25 protein-coding genes are annotated in these 23,470 nt (G+C 64.6%); 10 read left to right on the forward strand and 15 right to left on the reverse strand.

Annotation, left to right across the window (positions count from 1 at the left end; all coding sequences use genetic code 11):
* The first annotated feature begins 10 nt into the window (after positions 1-10).
* From IVA88_RS01835 to IVA88_RS01845, 3 genes are all read left to right on the forward strand, one after another.
* On the forward strand, positions 11-280 hold the full coding sequence (locus IVA88_RS01835; protein ID WP_346657552.1) for an RNA-binding S4 domain-containing protein: 270 nt from the start codon (positions 11-13) through the stop codon (positions 278-280).
* A 132-nt stretch (positions 281-412) separates the two neighbouring features.
* Positions 413-751 (forward strand): ferredoxin FdxA, encoded by a 339-nt coding sequence (gene fdxA / locus IVA88_RS01840; RefSeq protein WP_247495601.1) that lies wholly within the window; start codon positions 413-415, stop codon positions 749-751.
* Between the two features lie 344 nt (positions 752-1,095).
* Positions 1,096-1,935 carry a CarD family transcriptional regulator gene (locus IVA88_RS01845; RefSeq protein ID WP_247495602.1) on the forward strand — a complete coding sequence of 280 codons (840 nt, stop codon included), beginning with the start codon at positions 1,096-1,098 and terminating at the stop codon, positions 1,933-1,935.
* Positions 1,936-2,022: 87 nt separating this feature from the next.
* Here IVA88_RS01845 and IVA88_RS01850 read toward each other — a convergent pair whose 3' ends face one another.
* Genes IVA88_RS01850 through cyoA form a run of 7 tightly spaced genes read right to left on the reverse strand, consistent with a single transcriptional unit; the run spans position 2,023 to position 8,959 of the window.
* The gene (locus tag IVA88_RS01850) at positions 2,023-2,556 is read right to left on the reverse strand and encodes a response regulator transcription factor (RefSeq protein ID WP_247495603.1); all 534 of its coding nucleotides are present in this window, start codon (positions 2,554-2,556) and stop codon (positions 2,023-2,025) included.
* On the reverse strand, positions 2,546-3,925 hold the full coding sequence (locus IVA88_RS01855; protein ID WP_247495604.1) for an ATP-binding protein: 1,380 nt from the start codon (positions 3,923-3,925) through the stop codon (positions 2,546-2,548). Before IVA88_RS01855 ends, IVA88_RS01850 begins: the two co-directional genes overlap by 11 nt.
* Positions 3,897-4,757 carry an SURF1 family protein gene (locus IVA88_RS01860; protein WP_247495605.1) on the reverse strand — a complete coding sequence of 287 codons (861 nt, stop codon included), beginning with the start codon at positions 4,755-4,757 and terminating at the stop codon, positions 3,897-3,899. The genes IVA88_RS01855 and IVA88_RS01860 overlap by 29 nt, the downstream gene beginning before the upstream one ends.
* Before the next feature lie 13 nt (positions 4,758-4,770).
* Positions 4,771-5,163: a cytochrome o ubiquinol oxidase subunit IV gene (cyoD, locus tag IVA88_RS01865; protein ID WP_247495606.1), complete on the reverse strand. Its 393-nt coding sequence runs from the start codon at positions 5,161-5,163 to the stop codon at positions 4,771-4,773.
* On the reverse strand, positions 5,160-5,789 hold the full coding sequence (cyoC, locus tag IVA88_RS01870; protein ID WP_247495607.1) for a cytochrome o ubiquinol oxidase subunit III: 630 nt from the start codon (positions 5,787-5,789) through the stop codon (positions 5,160-5,162). Before cyoC ends, cyoD begins: the two co-directional genes overlap by 4 nt.
* Positions 5,790-7,787 (reverse strand): cytochrome o ubiquinol oxidase subunit I, encoded by a 1,998-nt coding sequence (cyoB, locus tag IVA88_RS01875; RefSeq protein ID WP_247495608.1) that lies wholly within the window; start codon positions 7,785-7,787, stop codon positions 5,790-5,792.
* An 11-nt stretch (positions 7,788-7,798) separates the two neighbouring features.
* Positions 7,799-8,959, reverse strand: coding sequence for a ubiquinol oxidase subunit II (cyoA, locus tag IVA88_RS01880; RefSeq protein ID WP_247495609.1), 1,161 nt, complete (start codon positions 8,957-8,959; stop codon positions 7,799-7,801).
* A 183-nt stretch (positions 8,960-9,142) separates the two neighbouring features.
* Between cyoA and IVA88_RS01885 the strand changes: the two genes are divergently transcribed.
* Positions 9,143-10,471, forward strand: a complete 1,329-nt coding sequence (locus tag IVA88_RS01885) for an MFS transporter (RefSeq protein WP_247495610.1) — start codon at positions 9,143-9,145, stop codon at positions 10,469-10,471.
* 113 nt (positions 10,472-10,584) lie between these two features.
* Here IVA88_RS01885 and IVA88_RS01890 read toward each other — a convergent pair whose 3' ends face one another.
* Positions 10,585-11,976, reverse strand: coding sequence for a M48 family metalloprotease (locus IVA88_RS01890; RefSeq protein ID WP_247495611.1), 1,392 nt, complete (start codon positions 11,974-11,976; stop codon positions 10,585-10,587).
* Between the two features lie 132 nt (positions 11,977-12,108).
* Positions 12,109-12,873, reverse strand: coding sequence for a thermonuclease family protein (locus tag IVA88_RS01895; RefSeq protein ID WP_247495612.1), 765 nt, complete (start codon positions 12,871-12,873; stop codon positions 12,109-12,111).
* 280 nt (positions 12,874-13,153) lie between these two features.
* Between IVA88_RS01895 and IVA88_RS01900 the strand changes: the two genes are divergently transcribed.
* The 3 genes from IVA88_RS01900 (at position 13,154) to IVA88_RS01910 (ending at position 16,040) form a co-directional block, all read left to right on the forward strand.
* On the forward strand, positions 13,154-14,359 hold the full coding sequence (locus IVA88_RS01900; RefSeq protein ID WP_247495613.1) for an ABC transporter substrate-binding protein: 1,206 nt from the start codon (positions 13,154-13,156) through the stop codon (positions 14,357-14,359).
* 134 nt (positions 14,360-14,493) lie between these two features.
* Positions 14,494-15,285 carry an enoyl-CoA hydratase gene (locus IVA88_RS01905; RefSeq protein ID WP_247495614.1) on the forward strand — a complete coding sequence of 264 codons (792 nt, stop codon included), beginning with the start codon at positions 14,494-14,496 and terminating at the stop codon, positions 15,283-15,285.
* Positions 15,286-15,287: 2 nt separating this feature from the next.
* On the forward strand, positions 15,288-16,040 hold the full coding sequence (locus IVA88_RS01910) for a hypothetical protein (protein ID WP_247495615.1): 753 nt from the start codon (positions 15,288-15,290) through the stop codon (positions 16,038-16,040).
* A gap of 115 nt (positions 16,041-16,155) precedes the next feature.
* Here IVA88_RS01910 and IVA88_RS01915 read toward each other — a convergent pair whose 3' ends face one another.
* Genes IVA88_RS01915 through IVA88_RS01925 form a run of 3 tightly spaced genes read right to left on the reverse strand, consistent with a single transcriptional unit; the run spans position 16,156 to position 19,256 of the window.
* Positions 16,156-16,974, reverse strand: a complete 819-nt coding sequence (locus IVA88_RS01915) for an enoyl-CoA hydratase/isomerase family protein (protein WP_247495616.1) — start codon at positions 16,972-16,974, stop codon at positions 16,156-16,158.
* 39 nt (positions 16,975-17,013) lie between these two features.
* Positions 17,014-18,174: an acyl-CoA dehydrogenase family protein gene (locus tag IVA88_RS01920; RefSeq protein ID WP_247495617.1), complete on the reverse strand. Its 1,161-nt coding sequence runs from the start codon at positions 18,172-18,174 to the stop codon at positions 17,014-17,016.
* Positions 18,175-18,191: 17 nt separating this feature from the next.
* Positions 18,192-19,256: an acyl-CoA dehydrogenase family protein gene (locus tag IVA88_RS01925; protein WP_247495618.1), complete on the reverse strand. Its 1,065-nt coding sequence runs from the start codon at positions 19,254-19,256 to the stop codon at positions 18,192-18,194.
* A 247-nt stretch (positions 19,257-19,503) separates the two neighbouring features.
* Between IVA88_RS01925 and IVA88_RS01930 the strand changes: the two genes are divergently transcribed.
* Positions 19,504-20,289 (forward strand): SDR family oxidoreductase, encoded by a 786-nt coding sequence (locus IVA88_RS01930; RefSeq protein WP_247495619.1) that lies wholly within the window; start codon positions 19,504-19,506, stop codon positions 20,287-20,289.
* A gap of 133 nt (positions 20,290-20,422) precedes the next feature.
* Here IVA88_RS01930 and IVA88_RS01935 read toward each other — a convergent pair whose 3' ends face one another.
* Both IVA88_RS01935 and IVA88_RS01940 read right to left on the reverse strand, forming a co-directional pair.
* The gene (locus tag IVA88_RS01935) at positions 20,423-20,695 is read right to left on the reverse strand and encodes a GlsB/YeaQ/YmgE family stress response membrane protein (protein WP_083636342.1); all 273 of its coding nucleotides are present in this window, start codon (positions 20,693-20,695) and stop codon (positions 20,423-20,425) included.
* 26 nt (positions 20,696-20,721) lie between these two features.
* Positions 20,722-21,288 (reverse strand): YidB family protein, encoded by a 567-nt coding sequence (locus IVA88_RS01940; protein ID WP_247495620.1) that lies wholly within the window; start codon positions 21,286-21,288, stop codon positions 20,722-20,724.
* A 162-nt stretch (positions 21,289-21,450) separates the two neighbouring features.
* On the opposite strand from IVA88_RS01940, the gene IVA88_RS01945 reads away from it, so the two are divergent.
* Both IVA88_RS01945 and IVA88_RS01950 read left to right on the forward strand, forming a co-directional pair.
* Positions 21,451-22,452, forward strand: a complete 1,002-nt coding sequence (locus IVA88_RS01945; RefSeq protein ID WP_247495621.1) for a 2-dehydropantoate 2-reductase — start codon at positions 21,451-21,453, stop codon at positions 22,450-22,452.
* A gap of 37 nt (positions 22,453-22,489) precedes the next feature.
* A complete protein-coding gene (locus tag IVA88_RS01950) occupies positions 22,490-22,705 on the forward strand; it encodes a hypothetical protein (protein WP_247495622.1) in 216 nt (71 codons plus the stop codon).
* 120 nt (positions 22,706-22,825) lie between these two features.
* Here the strand turns inward: IVA88_RS01950 and IVA88_RS01955 are convergent, their stop codons facing one another.
* A complete protein-coding gene (locus IVA88_RS01955) occupies positions 22,826-23,458 on the reverse strand; it encodes a hypothetical protein (protein ID WP_247495623.1) in 633 nt (210 codons plus the stop codon).
* Between the last annotated feature and the right edge of the window lie 12 nt (positions 23,459-23,470).

Here is a 23,470-nt window from a genome sequence, read left to right on the forward strand (position 1 = left end):
GCGGCAACGCATCGACAAATGGCTGTGGCACGCGCGGGTGGTGAAGGCGCGCACCTCCGCCGCCGAGCTTGTCGAGTCCGGCCAAGTTCGCGTCAACGGCACACGCGAGAAATCGCCGGGGCATGCGATCAAGATCGGCGACGTGCTCACCATCGCGCTCGATCGCACCGTGCGCGTCCTGAAAGTCATCGCCTTCAACGAGCGCCGCGGCGATGCCGCCTCGGCCCGTGTGCTCTACGAAGAGCTGAGTGAAGGCACGCCAAGTTCTCAGCGCAATTAATTGCGCTTTGAATTCATTTCTTGGTCGATCAAACGCGCAAAGCCGTCATGATCGGCCGTTCCCGACCTTGCGGCGCCCGGCCATCCGCGCTACGCAAGCCGCGACTTTTAAAAGAGCTTTTCGGAGCGTTGGATGACTTACGTCGTCACTGAAGCGTGCATCAAGTGCAAGTACACCGACTGCGTCGAGGTCTGCCCGGTCGATTGTTTCTACGAGGGCGAGAACATGCTCGTCATCCATCCTGACGAGTGCATCGACTGCGGCGTGTGCGAGCCGGAATGCCCCGCCGACGCCATCAAGCCGGACACGGAACCGGGCCTGGAAAAGTGGCTCACCGTCAACGCCGACTACGCCAAGAGCTGGCCGAACATCACCCAGAAGAAAGAATCACCTGCCGACGCCAAGGAATTCGAGGGCGTGGACGGCAAGTTCGACAAGTATTTCTCGTCGAACCCCGGCTCCGGCGATTAATTCGGGTCAAACTTAACCCTATTAGCGGCGTTACCGCCGAAAACCAGCCCTCAAGACCCCTAAATCATTGATTTTTGCGGGAAATGTGCTATATTGGGCACATTGAGCCGAACCCTCGTCAGCCCTGTCGGCCCCGCTGGGTTCCCGTGAAACCAAATGTCGAACAGGGGCGTGGCAGTTTCCGCGCGCAGGCTGTGTCACAGAAAACGCGTAAAAAGAGTACTTCAGCGAAGGCTTCCCATAAGGACGCCAAGAAAGTCGCCGCGGCCAGCCGTAGCGCATCCAAGGGTCGGACCGCGACGAAGGCGCCGGCTGCAAAGTCCTCGAAGAACAAAAGAAGCGCAATGCCTAACAAGACTGCCAAGCCGGCCGCGAAAGCGACCGTTGCCAAGCCTGCCGCTAAGCCTGTTGCTGCCAAGGCGCCCGCCGCCAAGGCCCCTGTTGCGAAGGCTCCCGCTGCCAAGCCCGCGCCGAAGGCTCCTGTTGCTGCTGCTCCTGCCAAGGCTCCTGTCGCTGCCGCCAAGCCGGCCGTGAAGCCCGCGGCTGCGGCGCCGAAGGTCGAGGAAAAGAAGGTCGTGACCCAGCGTCAGGGCTTCAAGGCCAACGAATTCGTCGTTTATCCCGCTCATGGTGTCGGCCAGATCCTCGCCATCGAGGAGCAGGAGATCGCCGGCGCGAAGCTCGAGCTGTTCGTCATCAACTTCATCAAGGACAAGATGACGCTGCGCGTGCCGACCGCCAAGGTCGCCAATGTCGGCATGCGCAAGCTGTCGGATCCCGCGCTGGTGAAGCGTGCGCTTGAGACACTCAAGGGCCGTGCCCGCGTCAAGCGCACCATGTGGTCGCGCCGCGCCCAAGAATACGAAGCGAAGATCAATTCGGGCGACATCGTCGCGATCGCGGAAGTCGTGCGCGACCTCTATCGCTCCGAATCACAGCCCGAGCAGTCCTACAGCGAACGCCAGCTCTATGAAGCCGCGCTCGACCGTCTCTCCCGCGAGATCGCGGTGGTGCAGCACTCGACCGAGACCGAAGCGGTCAAGGAGATCGAGGCCCAGCTCGCCAAGAGCCCGCGCCGCACCGGCGCCAAGTCCGAAGCTGCCGAAGGCGAGGCCGATACGGATGCCGAAGGCGACAGCGACGAGACCGAGGGCGGCGCCACGGTCGCCGACGAGGCCGCGTAAGCGTCTCGCGCGTTCATCGCAACAGATCAAAAGCCCGGCCATTGGCCGGGCTTTTTGTTTGGGCTTCGCGCTTGTTAGGGACAAGCCTCACTTCACCGGCCGTTTCTCGAGCTTCCTTGCCAGCGTGCGCCGGTGCATCCCGAGCCGTCTTGCGGCTTCCGAGATGTTGAAATCGGTCTCGATCAGGGTCTGGTGGATGCGTTCCCATTCCAGCGTCTTGATTGAGGTCGGCCGGCTGTCGAGCGCGACCTCGGCATTGCCTTCGGCCTTGTTGAAGGCGGCCTCGATGTCGTCGGTGTTCGACGGCTTTGCCAGATAGTGGCATGCGCCGAGCTTGATGGCCTCGACGGCAGTGGAGATGCTGGCAAAGCCTGTCAGCACCACGATCAGCATCTCCGGATCGTGCGTGTGCAGGAGCTCGACGCAGGCCAGCCCCGAGGCGCCGCCGAGCTTGAGGTCGACGACGGCATAGCCGAACGATCGCTCCTCCAGAACTTTCCGCACCTCCTCGATCGAGGCGGCGAGCACGACCTCGTAGCCGCGGCGCTCGAACGAACGCTTCAGCGTGCGCGCGAAGCCGCCATCGTCCTCGACGACGATGAGCGAGCGGTCAGGCGTCAAAGCTGCCTCCGATCGCGAGGGTTGCGAGCGGCAGCGTCAGGCGGACGGTGGCGCCGCGCTTCCTGTGGTTCTCGGCGGTCACGCTGCCCCCTAACTTGCGCACCACGTTCACCACCAGGAACAGGCCGAGCCCACCGCCGGCGCGGCCCTTGCTTGATTGATAGGGCTTTCCGAGCTGTGCCAGCATCTCCGGCGCAAAGCCGGGGCCGCGATCGCTGATCGACAGCACGAGATTATCGCCCTCGCGCTCGGCAACGAGCTCGACCCAGTCGCGCGAGACTTCGTAGGCATTGTCGAGCACGTTGAAGATCACCTGCTTTAGCGCGACGTCCGAGACGATCGCGACGTCCTCGCCGAAGGTGTTGACGAAATACAGCGTGCGCGCCGAGCGCGCGTCGCGCCACTCTTCCACCAGCGCGGTGACGAAAGCCGTCACCGTCGTCGGCGACGATCCTTCGCCGCGGGCTTCGCCCGCCGAGACCAGGATGCCCGTCACGATCGATTTGCAGCGTTGCAGCGAGGTCTCCATCTCCGCGAGGTCCTCGGCCAGCTCCCGATCGGCGGCGAGGTCGGGCATGCGGCGCCAGTCGCTGAGGATGACCGAGAGCGAGGCGAGCGGCGTGCCGAGCTCGTGAGCCGCGCCGGAGGCGAGCAGGCCCATGCGCACGATATGATCCTGCTCGGCCGCATGCTGGCGCAGCGCCGCGAGATGCGCGTCGCGCTCGCGCAGGTTCCGGTTGATGCGGGTCACGAACACGACGATCAGCACGGCGTTGAGGACGAAGCCCAGCAACATGCCCGCGACGGTCAACGAATAGGTTTCGCTGAGCGGATTCGGCGGCAGGTCGAGCGGCCGGTAGGCGACCGTCAGCCAGACAAAGCTCGCGCAGGTCAACGCGACCAGCGACCATGTCGAGCGGCCATCGAGCAACACCGCGCCCAGCGTCACCTGGAGCAGGAACAGCGAGGTGAAGGGATTGGTCGCGCCGCCGCTGAGGTAAAGCTGCGCGGTCAGCGCGGCGACGTCCAGCATCAAGGCGACCAGCAGCTCGTTGTTGGTGATCGCGGCGCGATGGCGCACCCAGACGAGGCTGGAGACGTTGAGAAAAATCAGTGCGCCGATCACCGCGCCCATGCGGGTGAGGGGCAGGGGAATGCCGAGCCAGACATGCACGCCGCCGATGGTCACGATCTGGCCGACCACTGCAGTCCAGCGCAGCTGGATCAGCAGCGCCATGTTCTTGCGGTTGGTCTCGTCGTCGGTTGGTGCAGCGCCGATCAGCTCGCCGCGCGCGTCCGCCTGCGATTGCAGCGTGACGGCGCCATGCGTTCTTCCGTCGTCAGGTGGGCTCGACGATCGTTCCAGCATCTGATCCCGTCCTGCGGGCGACAGCATCGGAGCCGCCGGCCGCTTCGTGGGCGAAGCCGCTCCAGGGCTTCCTGCGGCGGAACAGCCCGCCGCCGAATGTGACGAAAAGTTTACCGGCCAGCATGAACGCCAGGGCAAACCACGTCATCGCGTAGATGAGGTGGTTATTGGGAAAGCTGATCACGGTCAATCCGCCGATTGGGCCGCTGCCGGATTGTGATCCGGCGTCGGCATCGATGAAGAACGGCGCGACGTGGTCGAGGCCGCGTGCCGCCGCAATCGCGGCGATATCCCGAGAGTACCAGCGATTGTGCTGAGGCACGTTGTTCCTGAGGAATCCGCCTTTTGGCTCGCTCACGCGCAAGAGGCCGGTGATCTCGACCTGGCCTTGCGGATTGCCGTCCCGGCGCGTCGACGCGTCGCGCCGCTCGGACGGCACGAAGCCGCGATTGACCAAGACCAGCGAGCCGTCGTCCCGCCTGAGCGGTGTCAGCACCCAATAGCCCGGGCCTTCCTCGGTGACGGCCTGAACCAGCGTCTCGCGGTCATGCAGGAAACGGCCGCTGACGCTGACGTGCCTGTATTCGTCGCTTGCGGTGGAGACGGTCGGCCATGTCGCCGGCGACGGGATCGGCTGGGCCGGGGCATGAACGCGCTGCTCGACGCGGTCGATCAGCGCCAGCTTCCAGGCGCGGCGCTCGATCTGCCAGACGCCGAGCGCGATCAGAAGTGCAAAGGCCGCGAGCGAGAGGACCGTGAGCCACAAGGACGGGCGCGCAGCGTTGCGGCGCGTCCTGTTTGTCTTGCTCGTCACGGTCCGGGTCTTGCTCACTTCAGAGTCTCGATCATTTCATTCCGGTCATCTGGTGGATCGGCATCATGTTGCTGTTGAGGTGGTTCATCACCCAGAGCGAGCCGGACAGCGCGATCACCACCATGACGATGGTGAAGATCAGCGCCATCATGCTCCAGCCGTTCTCGGACGTCGTGTTCATGTGTAGGAAGTAGATCATGTGCACGACGATCTGTACGACCGCGAAAGCCATGATGACCAGCGCGGTGATCTGCTTGCTCGGCAGCGCGCCGCTCATCACCAGCCAGAACGGGATCGCGGTGAGCACGACCGAGAGCACGAAGCCGAGCATGTAGGTCGAGAACGAGCCGTGGACGTGGGCTTGGGCATGGCTGTCGCCGTGGTGATGATCGTCCGCGTGGGCGGCGTGAGTATCGGTGTTCATCGCAGAACTCCCAGCAGATAGACGAAGGTGAAGACGCCGATCCAGACCACGTCCAGGAAGTGCCAGAACATCGACAGGCACATCAGGCGGCGGCGGTTGGCCTCGATCAGGCCGAACTTCCAGACCTGCACCATCAGGGTCACCAGCCAGATCAGGCCGCAGGTGACGTGCAGGCCGTGGGTGCCGACCAGGGTGAAGAAGGCGGACAGGAAGGCGCTGCGCTGCGGCGTCGCGCCCTCGTGGATCATGTGGGCGAACTCGGAGAGCTCGATGCCGATGAAGGCAGCGCCGAACAGGCCGGTGATCGCCAGCCACATCTGGGTCTGGCCGATCTTGTTCTGCTGCATCGTCAGCATGGCAAAGCCATAGGTGATCGATGACAGCAGCAGCATCGAGGTGTTGACCGCGACCAGCGGTAGCTCGAACAGATCCTTCGGCGCGGGGCCGGCGGCGTAGTTGCCGCCGAGCACGCCGAAGGTGGCGAACAGGATCGCAAAGATGAGACAGTCGCTCATCAGATAGATCCAGAAGCCGAGCGAGGTGCTGTACCCTTCCGGATGAGGGTGTTCGTCGGCGAGGTAGAAGACCGGCTCGCCGGTTTGCGTGGGATTGACAGCGACAGTCATTTACTTGGCTCCGGCGAGCAGTTTGGTGCGCGCGTCCTCGGTCCGGATGACGTCGTCGGCCGGAATGTCGAAGTCGCGGTGATAGTTGAAAGTGTGGCCGATGCCGACGGCGAGCATCGCGATGAAGCTCGCGGCTGCCAGCCACCAGATGTACCAGATCAGGCCGAATCCCATCGCGGTGGCAAAGCCGGCGAGAATGATGCCGGTACCGGTGCTGCTGGGCATGTGGATCGGCTTGAACCCAAGGAGCGGACGCTGGTAGCCGCGCCTCTTCATGTCCCACCACGCGTCATTGTCGTGAACGACGGGGGTGAAGGCGAAGTTGTAGGCCGGCGGCGGCGAGGAGGTCGCCCATTCCAGCGTGCGCGCGTCCCAGGGATCGCCGGTGACGTCCTTGAGCTGCTCGCGCCTGAGGAAGCTGACGGCGAACTGCATCAGCATCGAGAGGATGCCGAGGAAGACCAGGAAGGCGCCAATGCCGGCGACGATGAACCAGATCTGCAGGCTCGGGTCGTCGAACACACGGAGCCGACGGGTCACGCCCATCAGGCCGAGCACATAGAGCGGCATGAACGCGAGGTAGAAGCCGGTGACCCAGAACCAGAACGACAGCTTGCCCCAGAACGGATCGAGCTTGAAGCCGAACGCCTTCGGGAACCAGTAGCCGATACCGGCGAACGCGCCGAACACGACGCCGCCGATGATCACGTTGTGGAAGTGCGCGATCAGGAACAGGCTGTTGTGCAGGACGAAGTCGGCCGGCGGCACCGCGAGCAGCACGCCGGTCATGCCGCCGAGCACGAAGGTCAGCATGAAGGCGATCGTCCACATCATCGGCAGCTCGAAACGGATGCGGCCGCGATACATCGTGAACAGCCAATTGAACATCTTCGCGCCCGTCGGGATCGAAATGATCATGGTGGTGATCCCGAAGAAGGAGTTGACGCTGGCGCCCGACCCCATCGTGAAGAAGTGGTGCAGCCAGACCAGGTACGACAGGATCGTGATGACTACCGTGGCGTAGACCATCGAGGTGTAGCCGAACAGCCGCTTGCCCGAGAAGGTCGAGGTCACTTCCGAGAAGATGCCGAAGGCGGGGAGAACCAGGATGTAGACCTCGGGGTGACCCCAGATCCAGATCAGGTTCACGTACATCATCGGGCTGCCGCCGAAATCGTTCGTGAAGAAGTTGGTGCCGACGTAGCGGTCGAGCGACAGCAGCGCGAGCACGACGGTCAGAACCGGGAAGGAAGCGACGATCAGCACGTTGGTGCAGAGCGCGGTCCAGGTGAACACCGGCATCCGCATCATGGTCATGCCGGGGCACCGCAGCTTGACGATGGTGCAGATCAGGTTGATGCCGGACAGCGTCGTTCCGACGCCCGCGACCTGCAGTCCCCATATGTAATAGTCGACGCCGACATCCGGACTGTAGCCGATGTTCGACAGCGGCGGATAAGCGAGCCAGCCGGTGCGGGCGAATTCGCCGATGAACAGCGAAGCCATCACCAGCACCGCGCCGCCGACCGTCATCCAGAAGCTGAAATTGTTCAGGAACGGGAACGACACGTCGCGCGCACCGATCTGGAGCGGCACGACGAAGTTCATCAGGCCGGTGACCAGCGGCATCGCCACGAAGAAGATCATGATCACGCCGTGGGCGGTGAAGACCTGGTCGTAGTGATGGGCGTTGAGATAACCCTCCGAACCGCCGAAGGCGAGCGCCTGCTGCAAGCGCATCATCAGCGCGTCGGCAAAGCCGCGCAGCAGCATCACGATGCCGAGGATCATGTACATGATGCCGATGCGCTTGTGGTCGACGCTGGTGAACCATTCGCTCCAGAGATAACCCCAGAGGCGGAAATAGGTCAGACCGGCGAGCATGACGAGGCCGCCGGTCGCCACCACCGCAAAGGTGGCGACGACGATCGGCTCGTGCAGCGGCAGCGATTCGAAGGTGAGCCGGCCGAAGATGAGCTTGAGAACATCAGGAGACATGCGGGATCTCTTTACGAATCTGACTTCGGACGTTGTCCGAGGAAGAAGGACGAGGACTTCAGCGGCGTGAAAGTCGGCCGCTTCAGGCCGGCGCCGAGGAGCGGCGCTGTGTCGACAGGTGCTGCGATGGAGGCGGTGGTCTTGCCCTGCGGCGCATCGGGCGTGCAGGTGCCGGCGACGAAGGCCGGCTCCGGCCCAAGCGCCGTGCCGCGGCGGGCGTACTTGTCGTAGGCCAGCGGCAGGGTGTTGTTCAGGCCCTCATGGCCGAGGCCGCCCTTGGCGTCGATCGCCATCATCTCGCTCTGGCACATCTTGCCGGTCTCGACGCACATGTTGAGGATCAGGCGGTAAAGATCGGAATCGACGGTGCCGTAGCGCCGCACCGGCTCGTTCTGGCTCGGTTTTTCGAGCTGGAGATATTCGGCGCGGCCGAGCGACCCGCCGCCGGATTTGGCGTTGGCGATCCAGGCGTCAAAGCCCTTGTCGTCGAGGCCCTGGAAGTTGAAGTGCATGCCGGAGAAGCCGGCGCCGCTGTAGTTCGCGGAAAAGCCCCGGTAGGTGCCGGCCTGGTTCACGACCGCGTGGAGCTTGGTCTCCATGCCCGGCATCGCGTAGATCTGGCCGGCCAGCGCGGGGATGTAGAACGAGTTCATCACCGAGGACGCGGTGATGTGGAAGTTGATCGGACGGTCGACCGGAGCTGCCAAATCGTTGACGGTGGCGATGCCGTAGTCCGGATAGATAAAGAGCCACTTCCAGTCGAGCGCGACCACGTCGACCTCGAGCGGGGCCTTGGACTGGTCCACGGCGCGGTCGGCATGGATGCGGCCGAGCGTGCGATAGGGATCGAGCAGATGCGTGCCCATCCAGGTCAGCGCGCCCAGGCAAACGATGATCAAGAGCGGCGCCGACCAGATGACCAGCTCGAGGCTGGTCGAGTGGTCCCATTCCGGCTCGTAGCGGGCCTCGGTGTTGGACTGGCGGTAGCGCCAGGCGAACAGCACCGTCAGCGCCATCACGGGGACGACAATCAGGAGCATCAGGACGGTGGAGATGATGACGAGGTCGCGCTGCTGCGCTGCGATGTCGCCGGCGGGTGCCAGCACGACGTAGTTGCAGCCGCTGAGCGCAACTGCCAGCGGTAGCAGCGCCAGAATCTTGAGACGGGACACGGGGCCGAGCCTTGTGAGAATGAGTTTCCTTTGCGGGGCCAAGGGGTAGCTGCGGCGCAGCAATCCGGACATTGGACAATTTGTCCAATGTTGCAGTGCGGGATGTTGCGTCAAACAGGGCTAGATTGCCTGGCGCCCCGCCGGGCGGTCGGCTCTGGTTTTCAGAACGTTAAGGGCGCACGAATGGCGACGGCACAGACCCCGGCAATGGCAGACCTCCACTCGGGCGAGCATGGCCACGACCAGGCCAGTCCCGGCGAGATCGCCATCGGCGTCATCATCGGCCGCACCTCGGAATTCTTCGACTTCTTCGTCTTCGCGATCGCCTCGGTGATCGTGTTTCCGCGCCTGGTATTCCCGTTCACAAGCGAGCTGACCGGCACTCTCTATTCCTTCATGATCTTCGCGCTGGCCTTCATGGCTCGGCCGATCGGCACCGTCATTTTCATGACGGTCGACCGCGGCTACGGCAAAACGGCCAAGCTGATATCGGCGCTGTTTCTGCTCGGCACCGCCACCGTCGCGATCGCGTTCCTGCCCGGCTATCGCGAGATCGGCAGTGCCGCGATCTGGCTGCTGGCGCTGGCGCGCATCGCACAGGGTCTGGCCTGGGGCGGCGCCTGGGACGGGATGGCCTCGCTGCTGGCGCTGAACGCGCCGCCTTCAAAGCGCGGCTGGTACGCCATGGTGCCGCAGCTCGGCGCGCCGCTCGGTCTGATCGTGGCGAGCGGGCTGTTCGCCTATTTCGCCGGGAATCTCTCGGCCGACGATTTCTTCGACTGGGGCTGGCGCTATCCGTTTTTCGTCGCCTTCGCCATCAACGTCGTGGCGCTGTTCGCGCGCCTGCGCATGGTGACGACGGAAGAATATGCCTCGCTGTTCGAGACCCGCGAGTTGCAGCCCTCGCGCATCTCCGAGACCGTGGCACGCGAAGGCCAGAACATCATGCTCGGCGCGTTCGCGCCGCTGGCAAGCTTCGCGCTGTTCCACATGGTCACGGTGTTTCCGCTGTCCTGGGTGTTCCTGTTCACCCGCGAAAGCCCGGTGCGCTTCCTGATCATCGAGATTGTCGCCGCCGTGTTCGGCGTCGGCGCGATCGTGCTCTCCGGGGTCATCGCCGACCGCGTCGGCCGCAAGTCGCTGCTGATGGGATCGGCGATCGCGATCGCGATCTACAGCGGCTTCGCCCCGCAGCTGCTCGACGCCGGCGCGTTCGGCGAGACCATCTACATGGTGATCGGCTTCATCCTGCTCGGCCTGTCGTTCGGCCAGTCCTCGGGTGCGATCGCCTCGAACTTCAAGCAGGCGTACCGCTACACGGCCTCGGCGCTGACTTCCGATATGGCCTGGCTGTTCGGCGCCGGTTTTGCACCACTGGTGGCGCTTCTGCTTGCGACCAATCTCGGCGTCATCGCCTCGGGTGCCTACCTGCTCTCCGGCGCGTTCTGGACCCTGCTCGCGCTCTGGCTCAGCGGCCAGCGCGAAGCGGGCGATATGGACGCGGGCGGTTAATTCGCGGTCGTTGTAGGGTGGGCAGAGGCGCGTAAGCGCCGTGCCCACCATCTTTCAACGATTGCGATCGGGAATGGTGGGCACGCTTGCGCTTTGCCCACCCTACGGCAGCGTCAGTCAGCCACGATCTTCACACGATCGCGCACCTTCACCTGCGCGTTGCGATCGAGCCCGTTGAGCACGCGAAAACGCTCGGCCGGGTGATCGACGCCGGCCATGCGGTGGGAGAGCGATTCCACGGTGTCGCCGGGCTGCACGGTGATGACCTTGATGCGCAGCGGGCGCGCGGCCTGGATCTCGTCGAGCGTCAGGCGGCGGAATGAGCCGACGGTCTCGCGCGCATTGCGCTCGCTCTCGGTCGACTTCTGCCGTGCCGCGAAGATGAAGCGGTAGACGTCGCTCCCGAAGCGCAGCGCATAGACCTTGAACTGCCACTGGTCGCCCTTGGCGGTCGCGGACGCAGCCGGGAAACCGTTGATGGTGATGTCCTCGGTGGACGACTTCTCGACGCCCTCCATCCAGCCGGAATTCAGGTAGTCGCCGAGCGACTGTTCGGCGGGCACCCGCACGACGTCGAAACGCATCGCCTGCGAGCCGCCGTCGCGCACGCCGATCACGGCCTGCGCGGTGTTGTCGAGCGTGAAATTGTCCGGCGCCTGGAAGGTGAAGCCGAGCTTCGGATGCAGGAAGCGCCGGCCGCGGACAAAACCTTCGCTGGGGTCTTCGCCGTAGACGAGGTTGTCGATCGCGGCGAGATAGGTTTCGCGGTCGCGTTCGGCGCCCTCGGGCGCAGCGTACTGCCGCGCGATGGTCTGCGCGTTCTGCACGCGCTCGGGCGTTGCCGGATGCGACGAGGTGAAATCCTGCGCGCGCGGATCGAGCGAAGTCTTGCCGGCCTTCAGCTCGGCGTTCCGCTCCATCGCCGACAGGAACCGTGCAGCCCCATAAGGGTCGAAATGCGCGCGGGCGGAAATCCCGACGCCGACGCCGTCGGCCTCGAACTCCTGGTTGCGCGAGAAGCTCGCCATGGTCAGCTTGGTCTTGGCGAGCGCGAGCGCGGTGAGATCGGGGTCGTTGCTCATGTCGGTGACGACGCGGGTGACGATCGCGGCCTGGCGGGCCTGGTCCTCGCGCATCGCGGCGTGCTTGGACAGCACATGCGCCATCTCGTGGCTGAGCACGGAGGAGAATTCCGAGGTGTCGCTGGCGAGCGCAAGGAGTCCGCGCGTGACATAGAGCTGGCCGTTCGGCAGGGCGAAGGCGTTCACCGCGCCGGAATTGAGGATCGTGACCCTGTAGCCCTGGTCGGGACGGTCGGACGCCGCGACCAGCCGGTCGACGGTCTTGCTGACGAGCGATTCGAGCCGGGGGTCGTCATAGGTACCGCCATAGCTCGCCAGGATGCGCTCGTGCTCCTTCTCGGTGGCGGGGGTCTGCGCGACGGCCGGCTTCGGCTTGGGCACCGCGACGGTCGGCGGGGCCGCCGCGGTCTGAAACCGGCCCATATCGCCGCAACCGGCAAGGGCTGAACCCAGCACGAGGCATAGCGCAGCCGGCGCTGCCCGCAGGCGGCGGCGTTCACCTCGTCCGTGCCGTTCTAGCACCCCATTCACGTCGCTTAACCCGTGCCTGGCCCTTTAGGGCCTTACCCCTGTCGGCTCGTTTGCGCCCAGTACCTCGACCTGTCCCGCGAGGCGTACATCGATACGCGGCCCCGTATTCCCCTCGACCCAGCCCCGGACGCGAATACGTTTATTCTCCAGGGACTTAAGGGCGATCCCGGCATTTTCGAACGCCGGTATCATGCGCTTTGAAATAGTCACGGCGAAGCCGCGTGTCCAGTTCCGTCCGAAGTTGAGGTAGGTCATTGCCCCAGCTTGCCGGACCGACAGGACTTTGCCCTCGACCACCACAAAACGCCCGATCCCCGCCAAAATATCGTCCGGACTTTCCGCGTTTTTTATGGCCAACGGGTCAGCCCAGTTGCCCTTTTTTTGGCGCCTCGCCTCGGCCTCCGACGCCATCAGGGCGGCCGCGCAGTCCTTATCGGCGAGCTCGCCCGAGGCGATGGCGTCGCCCTGGGCGAGCAGCGTCGCCTGCACGGAGATCTCGGTCTCGCCGACAAAGACCAGCGCGCCCTGGCGGCCGTAGCGGTCAGGCGTGTCGTCAGCGCTGCGCAGAATCACGTCGCGGCCGACGAGCAGCGAGGTCAGCGCCTGCTTCGTCGTCGCGGTCGGCTCGATGCCGGTCAGGCGGATTTCGCGGCCGTCATCGAGACGGAGACTGCGCGCGCCGATCGCGGCGACGCGGCCCTCGCCCTGGGACTCGAACTGGCACGGGCTCGCGAATGCGCTGTGACTCGCGACGAGAAGGATTGCGATAAGGCGAAGCCGTTGCGTCACGTTGCCCGGTGAGGTTGCGCTGCGCGCCAGTCTTAACTCAAGCGCGGCGTCTCGCGAAGGGGGGCTTCCTCACACGCAGTGACGTGGAAACACTATTCGTACTTCGCCATTCCGCTTTGCGGAAAACATGCGCGTCAATCGTGTCCTCGTCGCGCACCTGCGCTTGCTGCGCTCTCGCGCATGCGGCATGATTGCGGCAACAGCTTTAGTCAAGAGCAACAACCAAGAGCAATAACCAAGCCGCCATCAGAGTACGGCGCGATAAGGGAGGTCTTTTTCGATGAAGCATATTTTGTCGGGCATTTTTGCTGCAGCGTTGGCGCTGAGTGCGAGCGCCGTGCAGGCCCAGGACAAGCCGCCGCTCAAGATCGGCGGCATCCTCGACATGTCGAGCCTGTATGCCGACATCACCGGCCCCGGCAGCGAGACCGCGGCCAAGATGGCCGTGGAGAACTTTGGCGGCGAGGTGCTCGGCCGCAAGATCCAGGTGCTGGCCGCCGACCATCAGAACAAGGCCGATCTCTCCGCCAACATCGCCCGCGACATGCTCGACAACCAGGGCGTCGAGATGATCTACGACGTCGCGGCCTCCGCGACCGCGCTTGCCGCCGGCGAGATCGCGAAAGCGCGCAACAAGATCATCATGTTCAACGGCCCGGGCTCGATCCGCCTCAGCAACGAAGCTTGCGGTCCCTATACCATTCACTACGTGTTCGACACCTACGGCCAGGCCAATGTGACCGGCCTTGCGGCCGTGAAGTCGGGCCTCGACAGCTGGTACTTCCTCACCGCCGACTACGCCTTCGGCCAGGATCTCGAGAAGGACACCAGCGCCGTCGTAACCAAGACCGGCGGCAAGGTGCTCGGCAGCGTGCGCCATCCGCTCAACACCTCGGATTTCTCGTCGTTCCTGCTCCAGGCCCAGGCCTCGAAAGCAAAGGTGATCGGGCTCGCCAACGCCGGCGGCGACACCGTCAACGCCATCAAGCAGGCGGCCGAGTTCGGCATCACCAAGGGCGGTCAGAAGGTCTCGCCGCTGCTCGTCTTCGTGACCGACATCGACTCGATCGGACTCGAGACCGCGCAGGGTCTGTTGCTTGCGGAAGCCTTCTACTGGGATCTCAACGACGACACCCGCGCATTCTCGAAGCGCTTCCAGGAGCGCATGAAGCGGCCGCCGACCTCGGCGCAGGCGGGCGTCTACTCCTCCGTGACGCACTACCTGAAGGCCGTGAAGGCGGCCGGCACGACGGACTCCGCGGCCGTCATGAAGCTGATGAAGGAGACGCCGATCAACGACTTCTTCGCCAAGAACGGCAAGATCCGCGAGGACGGCCGCATGCTGCACGACATGTACCTGTTCGAGGTCAAGAAACCGTCGGAGTCCAAGGGCCGCTGGGACGATTACAAGCTGCTCGCCACCGTGCCCGGCAGCGAGGCGTTCCAGTCGCTGGAGCAGTCGCGCTGCCCGCTGGTGAAGAAATAAGTCTCGTCGTTGCGAGGAGCGAAGCGACGAAGCAATCCAGACTGTCGCTGCGGTTACATTCCTGGATTGCTTCGCTTCGCTCGCAATGACGATGTGGCTAAGGCCCATTCGAACAACAACAAGGGAGACGTCCCATGAGCAACGACATGGTCCTGCAGAAGCTCGAAGGCGGGCTGCTCACCATCACCATGAACCGGCCCGAGCGGAAGAACGCTCTCAACCCGGACATGGTCGCCGGGCTGGTTGTGGCGGCACGGCGCGCGGCTGATGATCCTGAGGTGCGCGCGGTCTTGTTCAAGGGTGCGGGCGGCAGCTTCTGCGTCGGCGGCGACGTCAAGTCGATGGCGGAGGGCCGCGCGCCGCTGCCATTCGAAGTGAAGATGGCAAACCTGCGCCGGGGCATGGAGGTGTCGCGCATCCTGCACCAGATGCCGAAACCCGTGGTGGCGCAGCTCGATGGCGCCGCGGCCGGCGCGGGTCTGTCGATGGCTCTGTCGTGTGACCTCCGCATCGCCTCCGAATCCTGCAAGATCACCACCGCGTTCGCAAAAGTCGGCTTCTCCGGCGACTACGGCGGCACCTATTTCCTCACCCAGCTGCTCGGCAGCGCGCGGGCGCGCGAGCTCTATCTGTTGTCGCCGGTGCTCACCGCGAAGGAGGCGCATGCGATCGGCATGGTGACGAAGGTCGTCGCCGACGCCGAGATCGACGCAGCCGCGCACGAGCTTGCGCTGTCGCTGGCGCAAGGACCCTCGATCGCGCTCGGCTTCATCAAGCGCAACATCAACAACGCCGAGCATCTCGCGCTGGAGGATTGCTTCGACGGCGAGGCGATCCACCACACCCGCTGCAGCGACACCGAGGACCACAAGGAGGCCGCTAAGGCGTTCGTCGAGAAGCGCAAGCCGACCTTCAAGGGCGCGTGACCATGGCGCCCTATATGCGGCTGCGACAGATCTGCCTGGTCGCGCCGCAGCTCGCGCCCGTGATTACGGATATCGCTGATATCATGGGCCTCGCCGTCTGCTACCGCGACGGCAATGTCGCGAAATACGGCCTGGAGAATGCGCTGCTGCCGGTCGACACGATCCTGCTGGAGGTGGTCGCGCCCTTCAAGGACGGCACCACGGCCGGCCGCTTCATCGAGAAGAGCGGCGGGCGCGGCGGCTACATGGCGATTTTCTGCTGCAACGATCCCGACGAGCGCGGCCGTAACGCCAACGCGCTTGGCGTGCGCACCGCCAACGTCATCGACCACGCCCCCTATCACGGCGTGCAGCTCCATCCCCGCGACTGCCGTGCCGCCTTCATCGAGTTCAACCACACCGAGGGCAGCGACGACATTCTGGGGCCGTATCCGCCGGCAGGTCCTGACTGGCAAAAATTCATCCGCAAGGATGTAACGCAGGCGCTGACTTGCGTGGAGATGCAGAGCCCGGATCCGATAGGGTTGACCGAGCATTGGAGCAAGATCATCGGGATTGCGCCGAGTGGCGATGCCGAATTGAGGCTGCCCAATGCGACATTCCGCTTCGTGAAGGGCGCCACCGAAATCATGAGCGCGCTGGAGTTTCGGGTCGCGGATGCGGCCAGCGTACTGCACGCCGCAAAGGCGAAGGGGCTCGCGGTTGCCGGGAACGAGTTTTTGGTCGGTGGGGTGACGTTCCGGATTTCTGCTTGAGCTATTGCCGCAAATACTGCCGTCGTCGCGGCCCCCCGTGCGCAATTGCGCACCAGGCCGGGACGACAGGGGAATTGTGGCGACGCTGGTGGGATGCGACGAAACGCAGCCCGAGCTATCGCCCCCTGAAATTCGCCGCGCGCCGTTCTTCCGTCGCCTTCACGCCTTCCTTGAAATCCTCAGTCGCGCGTAGCCGGGTCTGCTCCTCGAGCTCGTGATTGGTCGCGGCCATGACGCGGTCGGCCAACCCGGCGCGCATCGTGGCGCGGGTCGAGACGAGTCCGAGCGGGGAGCATTCGGCGATTTCGCCGGCGAGCTTCAGTGCGGCCGCCCTGACCTGGTCCTGCGGCACCAGTTCGTTGGCGAGGCCCCATTTAACGGCCTCTTCGCCGGTGACGCGGCGGCTGGTGTAGAACATCAGCTCGGCGTTGTTCTTGCCGATCAGCTCGGGCAGCGTCACGGTCAGGCCGAAGCCGGGATGGAAGCCGAGTTTTGTAAAGTTCGCCGAGAACCGCGCTTCGGGGCAGGTGACCCGGAAGTCCGCCGATACCGCGAGGCCCAATCCGCCGCCGATGGCGGCGCCCTGCACGGCGGCGACGATGGGCTTTTTGGCGCGGAAGATGCGCACCGCCTGGATATAAAGATGGTTGATCGCGCCGAGACTATCGGCCGGATCGCCCTTGGCCGTCGTATCGGCTTCGCGCGCCTCTTGGGCCTGCCGTGCCGGATCCTGGAAATTGGCGCCGGCGCAGAACGCCTTGCCCTGCGCCGACAGCACCGAGGCGCGGATCTCGATGTCGCGATCGAACTCCTCGAGCGCGTCCGCGATCTGGTTGATCAGCGAAATGTCGAAGAAGTTCAGCGGCGGGCGGCGGATCTCGATGGTGCCGACGTGCCCGACCTTCTCGACGCCGATATCCTTATAAGTGCTCATGATGTCCTCGAACAGTTAGCGTAAGCCAGGCCGGCGCGACTAGCGCAAGCCAAGGCCGCGGGCGATGATGCCGCGCAGCACCTCGGTGGTGCCGCCCTGGATGGTGAGTTTCGGTGCGGTCTTGATGGCGAAGTCGAGCTGCCGCTCCAGCGTCTCGCGGTTGCTCGCGGTCTCCTCGACGAAGGCGGCGAGATCGCGCACGCGATGCGGAAGCTGCTGCTCCCACACCGTGCCGATATCCTTGACGATGGAGGCTTCGACGACCGGCTCCTTGCCGGCCTCCAGCATGCCCGCGACCGAGACCGACATGCGCCGCATCGTGTGGAGCTGCGCCACGAGCCGGCCGATGCCTTCGGCACTGCGCGTGTCCGGATTCGGGCCGACCGCGCGAACCAGCTCGGTCAGCACGTAATAGGTCTCCAGAAAACGTTCGGGCCCCGAACGCTCGTAAGCGAGCTCGCTCGTCGCCTGCTTCCAGGCGCCGTCGACTTCGCCGAGCACATGATCGTCAGGCACGAAGAAATCGGTGAAGACGACCTCGTTGAACTCGTACTGGCCGGTGATCTGGCCGATCGGGTTCACCTGGATGCCCGGCTGCTTCATCTTGACCAGGAACTGCGTCAGGCCGTGACGCCGGTTTTCCTTGGTCGGCTGTGACGTCCGGAAGATCGCGATCATGTAGTCGGCAATATGCGCCGACGAGGTCCAGATCTTGGTGCCGTTGATGAGATAGCCGCCGTCGGTTTTGGTCGCGCGTGTCTTCGCGGCGAACAGGTCCGAGCCGGAGTTCGGCTCGCTCATACCGATCGCGAAGCAGATCTCGCCGCGGCAAATGCGCGGCAGAATGTCCATCTTGATGTGCTCAGGCGCGTACTTGATCAGCACCGGCCCGCTCTGGCGGTCGGCGACGAAGAAGCGCCGTGTCGGCGCATTGGCGACGCGCATTTCCTCGGTCACCACGTAACGTTCAAGGAACGAGCGCTCCTGGCCGCCATATTTCTTCGGCCACGTCATGCCGAGCCAGCCCTTGGCGCCGACCCGGCGGGAAAATTCCGGCGCGTCGGTGTCTTCGCGGTTCGGCTTGTGCGGATCGAAGGTGCCGGCGGCGATCTCTTCCGCGAGGAAGGCGCGCACTTCCTTGCGCAATTGCTCGCATTTCTCGGGCAGGCGGATCGGATCGAAACGGAGGGCAGCGGTCATTGTTGTCTCGTCCCTGATCAGCGCGAAGCCACGAGCGGCCACAATTCGTCGGCACCGCGGTTTGCGACGAGCTTGCCGAGCTCGACCGCCCAGTGGCTTTCCGAACCGAAATCGTCGCGCCAGGCCAATGCCCGCAACGAATAGCGGTGCAGGATGTGCTCCAGGGTGAAGCCGATTGCGCCATGGACCTGATGCGCGATGGCGCCGCCCTTTTCCGCGGCTTCCGCGCAGCGGATTTTTGCCGAGGCGGCTTCGAGGTAGACCGCGTCATCGAACGATTTTGCATTGGCGATGGCATCGGCCGCCGAGGTCGCCGCAGCAAGGGCTGCAGCCGACTCGCCGGCGAGACGGGCGAGATTGTGCTGCACCGCCTGGAATTTGGAGATCTTCTTCTCGAAGGCGACGCGCTCGTTGGAATAGCGCACGGAGATGTCGAGCATCGCTTCCAGCGCGCCCGCGATCTGGAGGCTGCGGGCGACGCCGCCCATCAGCATCATTGTGGTCTGGTCAAAGCCCTTCGGGGCGGGCTTGATGGTGACGGGCTGGACCTTGTCGAGCGTGACGGTATCGCTGTGGTCGTAGCCGACATTGAGCCCGGTCTCGATCCGACCCTTGCTCGCATCGACCAGCGCGATCGAGACGCCGTCCTTGCCGTGTGCCAGCACGGCGAAGTGCTTTGCCGCCTTTGCGAAGGGCACGCCGCGGGCGCGGCCGGAGAGCGCACCATCGGCGTCGCGTGTGATCCAATCCTTCGGCGATGCCGGCAGCAGCGTCATCTCGCCTTCGGGGGATGCGATCTTCGCCTGCGCCAGCAGCCAGCCCGCCAGCATGGTCTCGGCCAGGGGAACCGCGACCGCGAAACGCCCCGCAGCGTTCAGCAGCGCAAAGCCGTCGGCAAGGCTCGCGCCGGAGCCGCCGAGATCGTCCGGCACCCAAGACAACGGCAAGCCGGCTTCGCTCAGCGCCTGCCACAGCGGCGCCTGCCACGAATCCTTCCTGTCGTTGTTGACGGTCTGCGGATCGGCGAGATCGGCGAAGATTTTCTCCGCGGTCTCGACGACGATATTGTCACTCTCCGCCACAGCGTTCCCCGTGTTTTGCCATTGGCGCGTCCCGCCGCATGGGCGGGCGCGCAGGCTCTTCTTGCGCCCGATGATCCGAAAAAGCCATGGCCCTGACAAGCGCTGATCGCAGGTCAACCTGCGGCGCGGGCATGGGCAATAAGCTAATTCCGCTTAGCGGAGTTTGCTCGATTTGCAGGGCGTGGCAAACTCGCTAAACAAGGCCAGCGAGCCAACGCTTGCATCAAAGACAGGGGGAGGAAATCGGATGGCAAAGGACAGTTTGTGCGCAATCGTGACGGGGTCCGCCTCCGGCCTGGGTGCTGCGACCGCGGAAATTCTCGCACGGAGCGGGGCGCGGCTCGTCATCAACTATTCATCGAGCCAGAAGGAAGCGGAGGCGACCGCGGAGCTTTGCCGCAAGGCGGGCTCACCGGAAGTTCTGGTCGCGCAGGGCGACGTTTCAAAGGATGACGATTGCCGCAAGATCGTTGCCGTAGCTAGCGGCTGGGGCCGGCTCGACGTTCTCGTCAACAATGCCGGCACTACCAAGCATGTCGCCCATGCCGACCTCGATGGATTGTCGGCGGAGGATTTCCAGCGCCTGTACGGCGTCAACACCATCGGCCCGTTCCAGATGGTACGTGCGGCGCGCAGCCTGCTCGAGGCCGGCGCGAAGGCCTCTGGGCGTCCGTCCGCCGTGGTCAACGTATCCTCGGTCGCCGGCATCAGCGGCATCGGTTCGTCGATCGCGTACGCCGCGAGCAAAGGCGCGCTCAACACCATGACGCTGTCACTGTCACGCGCGCTGGCGCCGCTGATCCGCGTCAACACGGTATGTCCAGGCTATATCGACACCCCCTGGTTCACCAAGGGCCGCGGCGAGGCGGGCGCCAAGCAGGTGCGCGACAGCGTCGTGGCGAAGGTGCCGCTGAAGGTCGCATCATCGGCGGAAGACATCGCGCAGCTCGTCTGCTTCCTGGCGATGCCGGCCTCCAGCAACATGACCGGCGAGGTCGTGCGCATGGATGCCGGGATGCATTTGGTGACGTGAGCTCGTCATTGCGAGCGCAGCGAAGCAATCCAGAATCCTGCCGAGGAGACAGTCTGGATTGCTTCGTCGCAAGAGCTCCTCGCAATGACGGAGTGTGAGGGGCGGGCGTGCCTATATCTGAGCGGCGAAGCCGTCACCCCTTGATGACGCCGCTCGCCACCAGCCGGTGCCAGATGAACAGCACCACCACCGCGCCGATCGTGGCCATGATGAATCCGGCGCCTTGGTCGGGACTGTAGTGTCCGATCGCCTGGCCGACGAAGGTCGCGAGAAACGCGCCGGCGATGCCGAGGATGGTGGTGAGGATGAATCCGCTCGGATTGTTCGGTCCCGGCGCCAGCCAGCGCGCGATGAGGCCGGCGATGAAGCCGACGACGATGATCCACAACAAGCCACCCATGCTCATGTCCGTGCTCCCCTCTTTGACTAAAATCAGATTCTGCCCGAGATCTCGTTCTCAGTCGGCAGCCGTCCGTCCGGCGTCAGATGATCGATCACCTTCGGCAGATACTGGCTGAGGCCCGAGAGCAACTCGTCGCGCGGCAGCCCGCTTTGGGCGGACAGGCTCTCGATCTGGTCGGCGCCGAGCGCGTTGGCGAGATCGCCCGGAGCGATCGGCTTGTTCTCGCCCTTGCCGACCCACGTACTGGCGGTGTCGCCATGGCCGCCCTGCTGGAGCTGGTTGAGGAGATCCCCGAGACCGCCGCTGAGCACGCTGCCGGCCGCACCGCCCGCGAGCAGGCCGCCAAGGCCGCCCTTGAGCAAATCGCCGAGGCCACCGCCGGCGCCGGCGTTGACCGGCGGCGGTGCGGGTGTCGGCGAGGGTTGCGGCGCAGTGCCGGATTGGTTGGCCGTCATGTGCTTGAACGCCTTCCAGGCGAGCAGGCCAAGGAGCGCCATGGTCATCGGCGACATGCCGCCCGAGGACTTCTCGGAGCTTGGCGTGCTGGGGCCGCGCGGGCCGTTCTGCATGCCGTTGAGGACGTCGAGTAGACCCATGGTGCTCTCCTTTGGCGTTCTCGTTGGCGAGTGCTCGCCGCTGATCGGCCCCCGGGCAAAAACATATGAGGCTCTCATGACGGTTACAAGGCGGATGCGCCGTGATGGGCAGCCGGCCTTGCCTCTGCTATCGAGGGCCGGACATTCAGGGAGCAAGGCGAGGTGATGACGGATCGACCGATCGTGGTGGCCGGCGCGGGCGCCATCGGATGTTTCGTCGGGGGCATGCTGGCGGCTGCTGGCCGCCGCGTCGCGCTGCTGGTGCGACCGCGGGTGAAGACCGAGATCGCGCGGTTCGGCCTGCTTTTGACCGATTTCGACGGCTCCGAGAAGAAGCTCAGCCCGGGCCAATTCGCGCTGTCGGAGGATCCCGCGATCTTCCACAGCGCCGGTATCGTGCTGGTCACGGTGAAGAGCGCGGACACGGCGGCTATCGCGGACCAGATCGCGCAGCATGCGCCGCAGGACGCCGTCATCATCTCGCTGCAAAACGGCGTCGGCAATGTCGCGGTGCTGCGCGAGCGCCTCGGCGACCGCCGCGTGCTCGCCGGCATGGTGCCTTTCAACGTGGTCGGGATGGGCGAGGGCCGCTTCCACCGCTCGACCTCCGGCGACATTCATATCGGCGAGGACGAAGCGAACACGGCCGCAGCGCTATCGGTGCCGGGGCTCACCGTCCGCGCTAGCCGCGACATCACCGGCGTGCAATGGGGCAAGCTGATCATCAATTTGAACAACGCGCTCAGCGCCTTGTCCGATATGCCGCTCGCCGCGCAACTGGCGAGCCGCGACTGGCGAAAACTGTTCGCCGATCAGATGGCCGAAGGGCTGGCCGCGATGAAAGCCGCCGGCATCACACCGGTCTCGGCGACGCCGATCCCGTCGGCCTGGACGCCGACTTTGCTGAGACTGCCTGATCCGATTTTCAACCTGATCCTGGGAAGGACGATGAAGATCGATCCCGAGGCGCGTTCCTCGATGTGGCAGGATTTGAAGCAGGGCCGCAAGACCGAGATCGACTATCTCCAGGGCGCGATCATCGCGCTCGCCGAGCACAACAATGTCGACGTGCCGCTGTCGCGCCGCATTGTTGCGCTGATCAACGAGGCTGAGGCCGCGGGCAAGGGCCCGCCGCGGCTGACGCCGCAGCAGGTCCGCGGGTAGCTGCATGAGTTCACCCCCGCCGACGGGAGAGAGTGCGATGAAACTTTATTTGACGATCGGGATCGCACTTGCCGCCCTCTGCGGCGTCGTGACATTTGCCCAAGCAAGGCCGCCGACCGTCACGAATTCGCCCGGCTACGACGCGCGCCTGAAGGAGAGTCGTTCGCAATTGGGTAGTTCACCGACAATAACGGCGCCGGCGAACGCACCGGCCGCGATTCCCAAGCGCAGCAAGAAGAAGCGGACGAACTGAGGCGAGGACACGAATCTCCGTCCCAGTTCGTCATTGCGAGCGCAGCGAAGCAATCCAGGCTGTCACCGCGGAGAGATGCTGGATTGCTTCGCTGCGCTCGCAATGACGGCTGTGGCTAGCTCAGCCCTTCTTCGCGGGCTTGCTCGGCGTCGGGCTGAACAGCTTTTTCAGATCGTTCAAGCCATCCGACAGCCGCGGCCATTCGCAGGAGAACGAGCCCTTGGTGCAGGGCGCGCCCTTCGGCCGCGGCCTCGCGTCGCCGATGCCGGCCTGCTGGACCTTCGGCCGCTCGACCGGCACGGGCACGCGCTCGACCTCGGTTCGCAGTGCGACCCGCTGGAGCTGCTGCACCTGTTGTTCTTGCTGCTCGCGCTGCTGGCGCGCGGCGGCCTGGGCGGCTTCATTGCTGCGGCGCTGATTGGCGAGATAGGCGGTGTAGGATTCGTCGATCTTCTTCTGCTCCTCCGGCGTCGGATTGGGGCCGGCGATGTCGAAGCTGCGGTCCTGGAGGAAATCGTAATAGGAATAGCCGCCGCCAGCTTTGCGCCGGCCGGCGAATTTGGCGTTGCAGTCGGCAAGCGCAGCCGTCTTCTCGGTCTTCGTCGCGGCTTTCTCGGCGGCGTCGGCGCATGCCTCGAAGTCGACAGGCGCGCGCTTCCACCATTGCGCCTGCGCATGCGACCACGTCAGCAGGAAAAATCCTGCTGCGGCAACGACAAGCGCCGCACGACGCGATGCAACCACGTCCGACATTCTACGAGAGCA

Origin of the sequence: Bradyrhizobium sp. 149, assembly GCF_023073915.1 — a bacterium.
Taxonomy (GTDB): domain Bacteria; phylum Pseudomonadota; class Alphaproteobacteria; order Rhizobiales; family Xanthobacteraceae; genus Bradyrhizobium.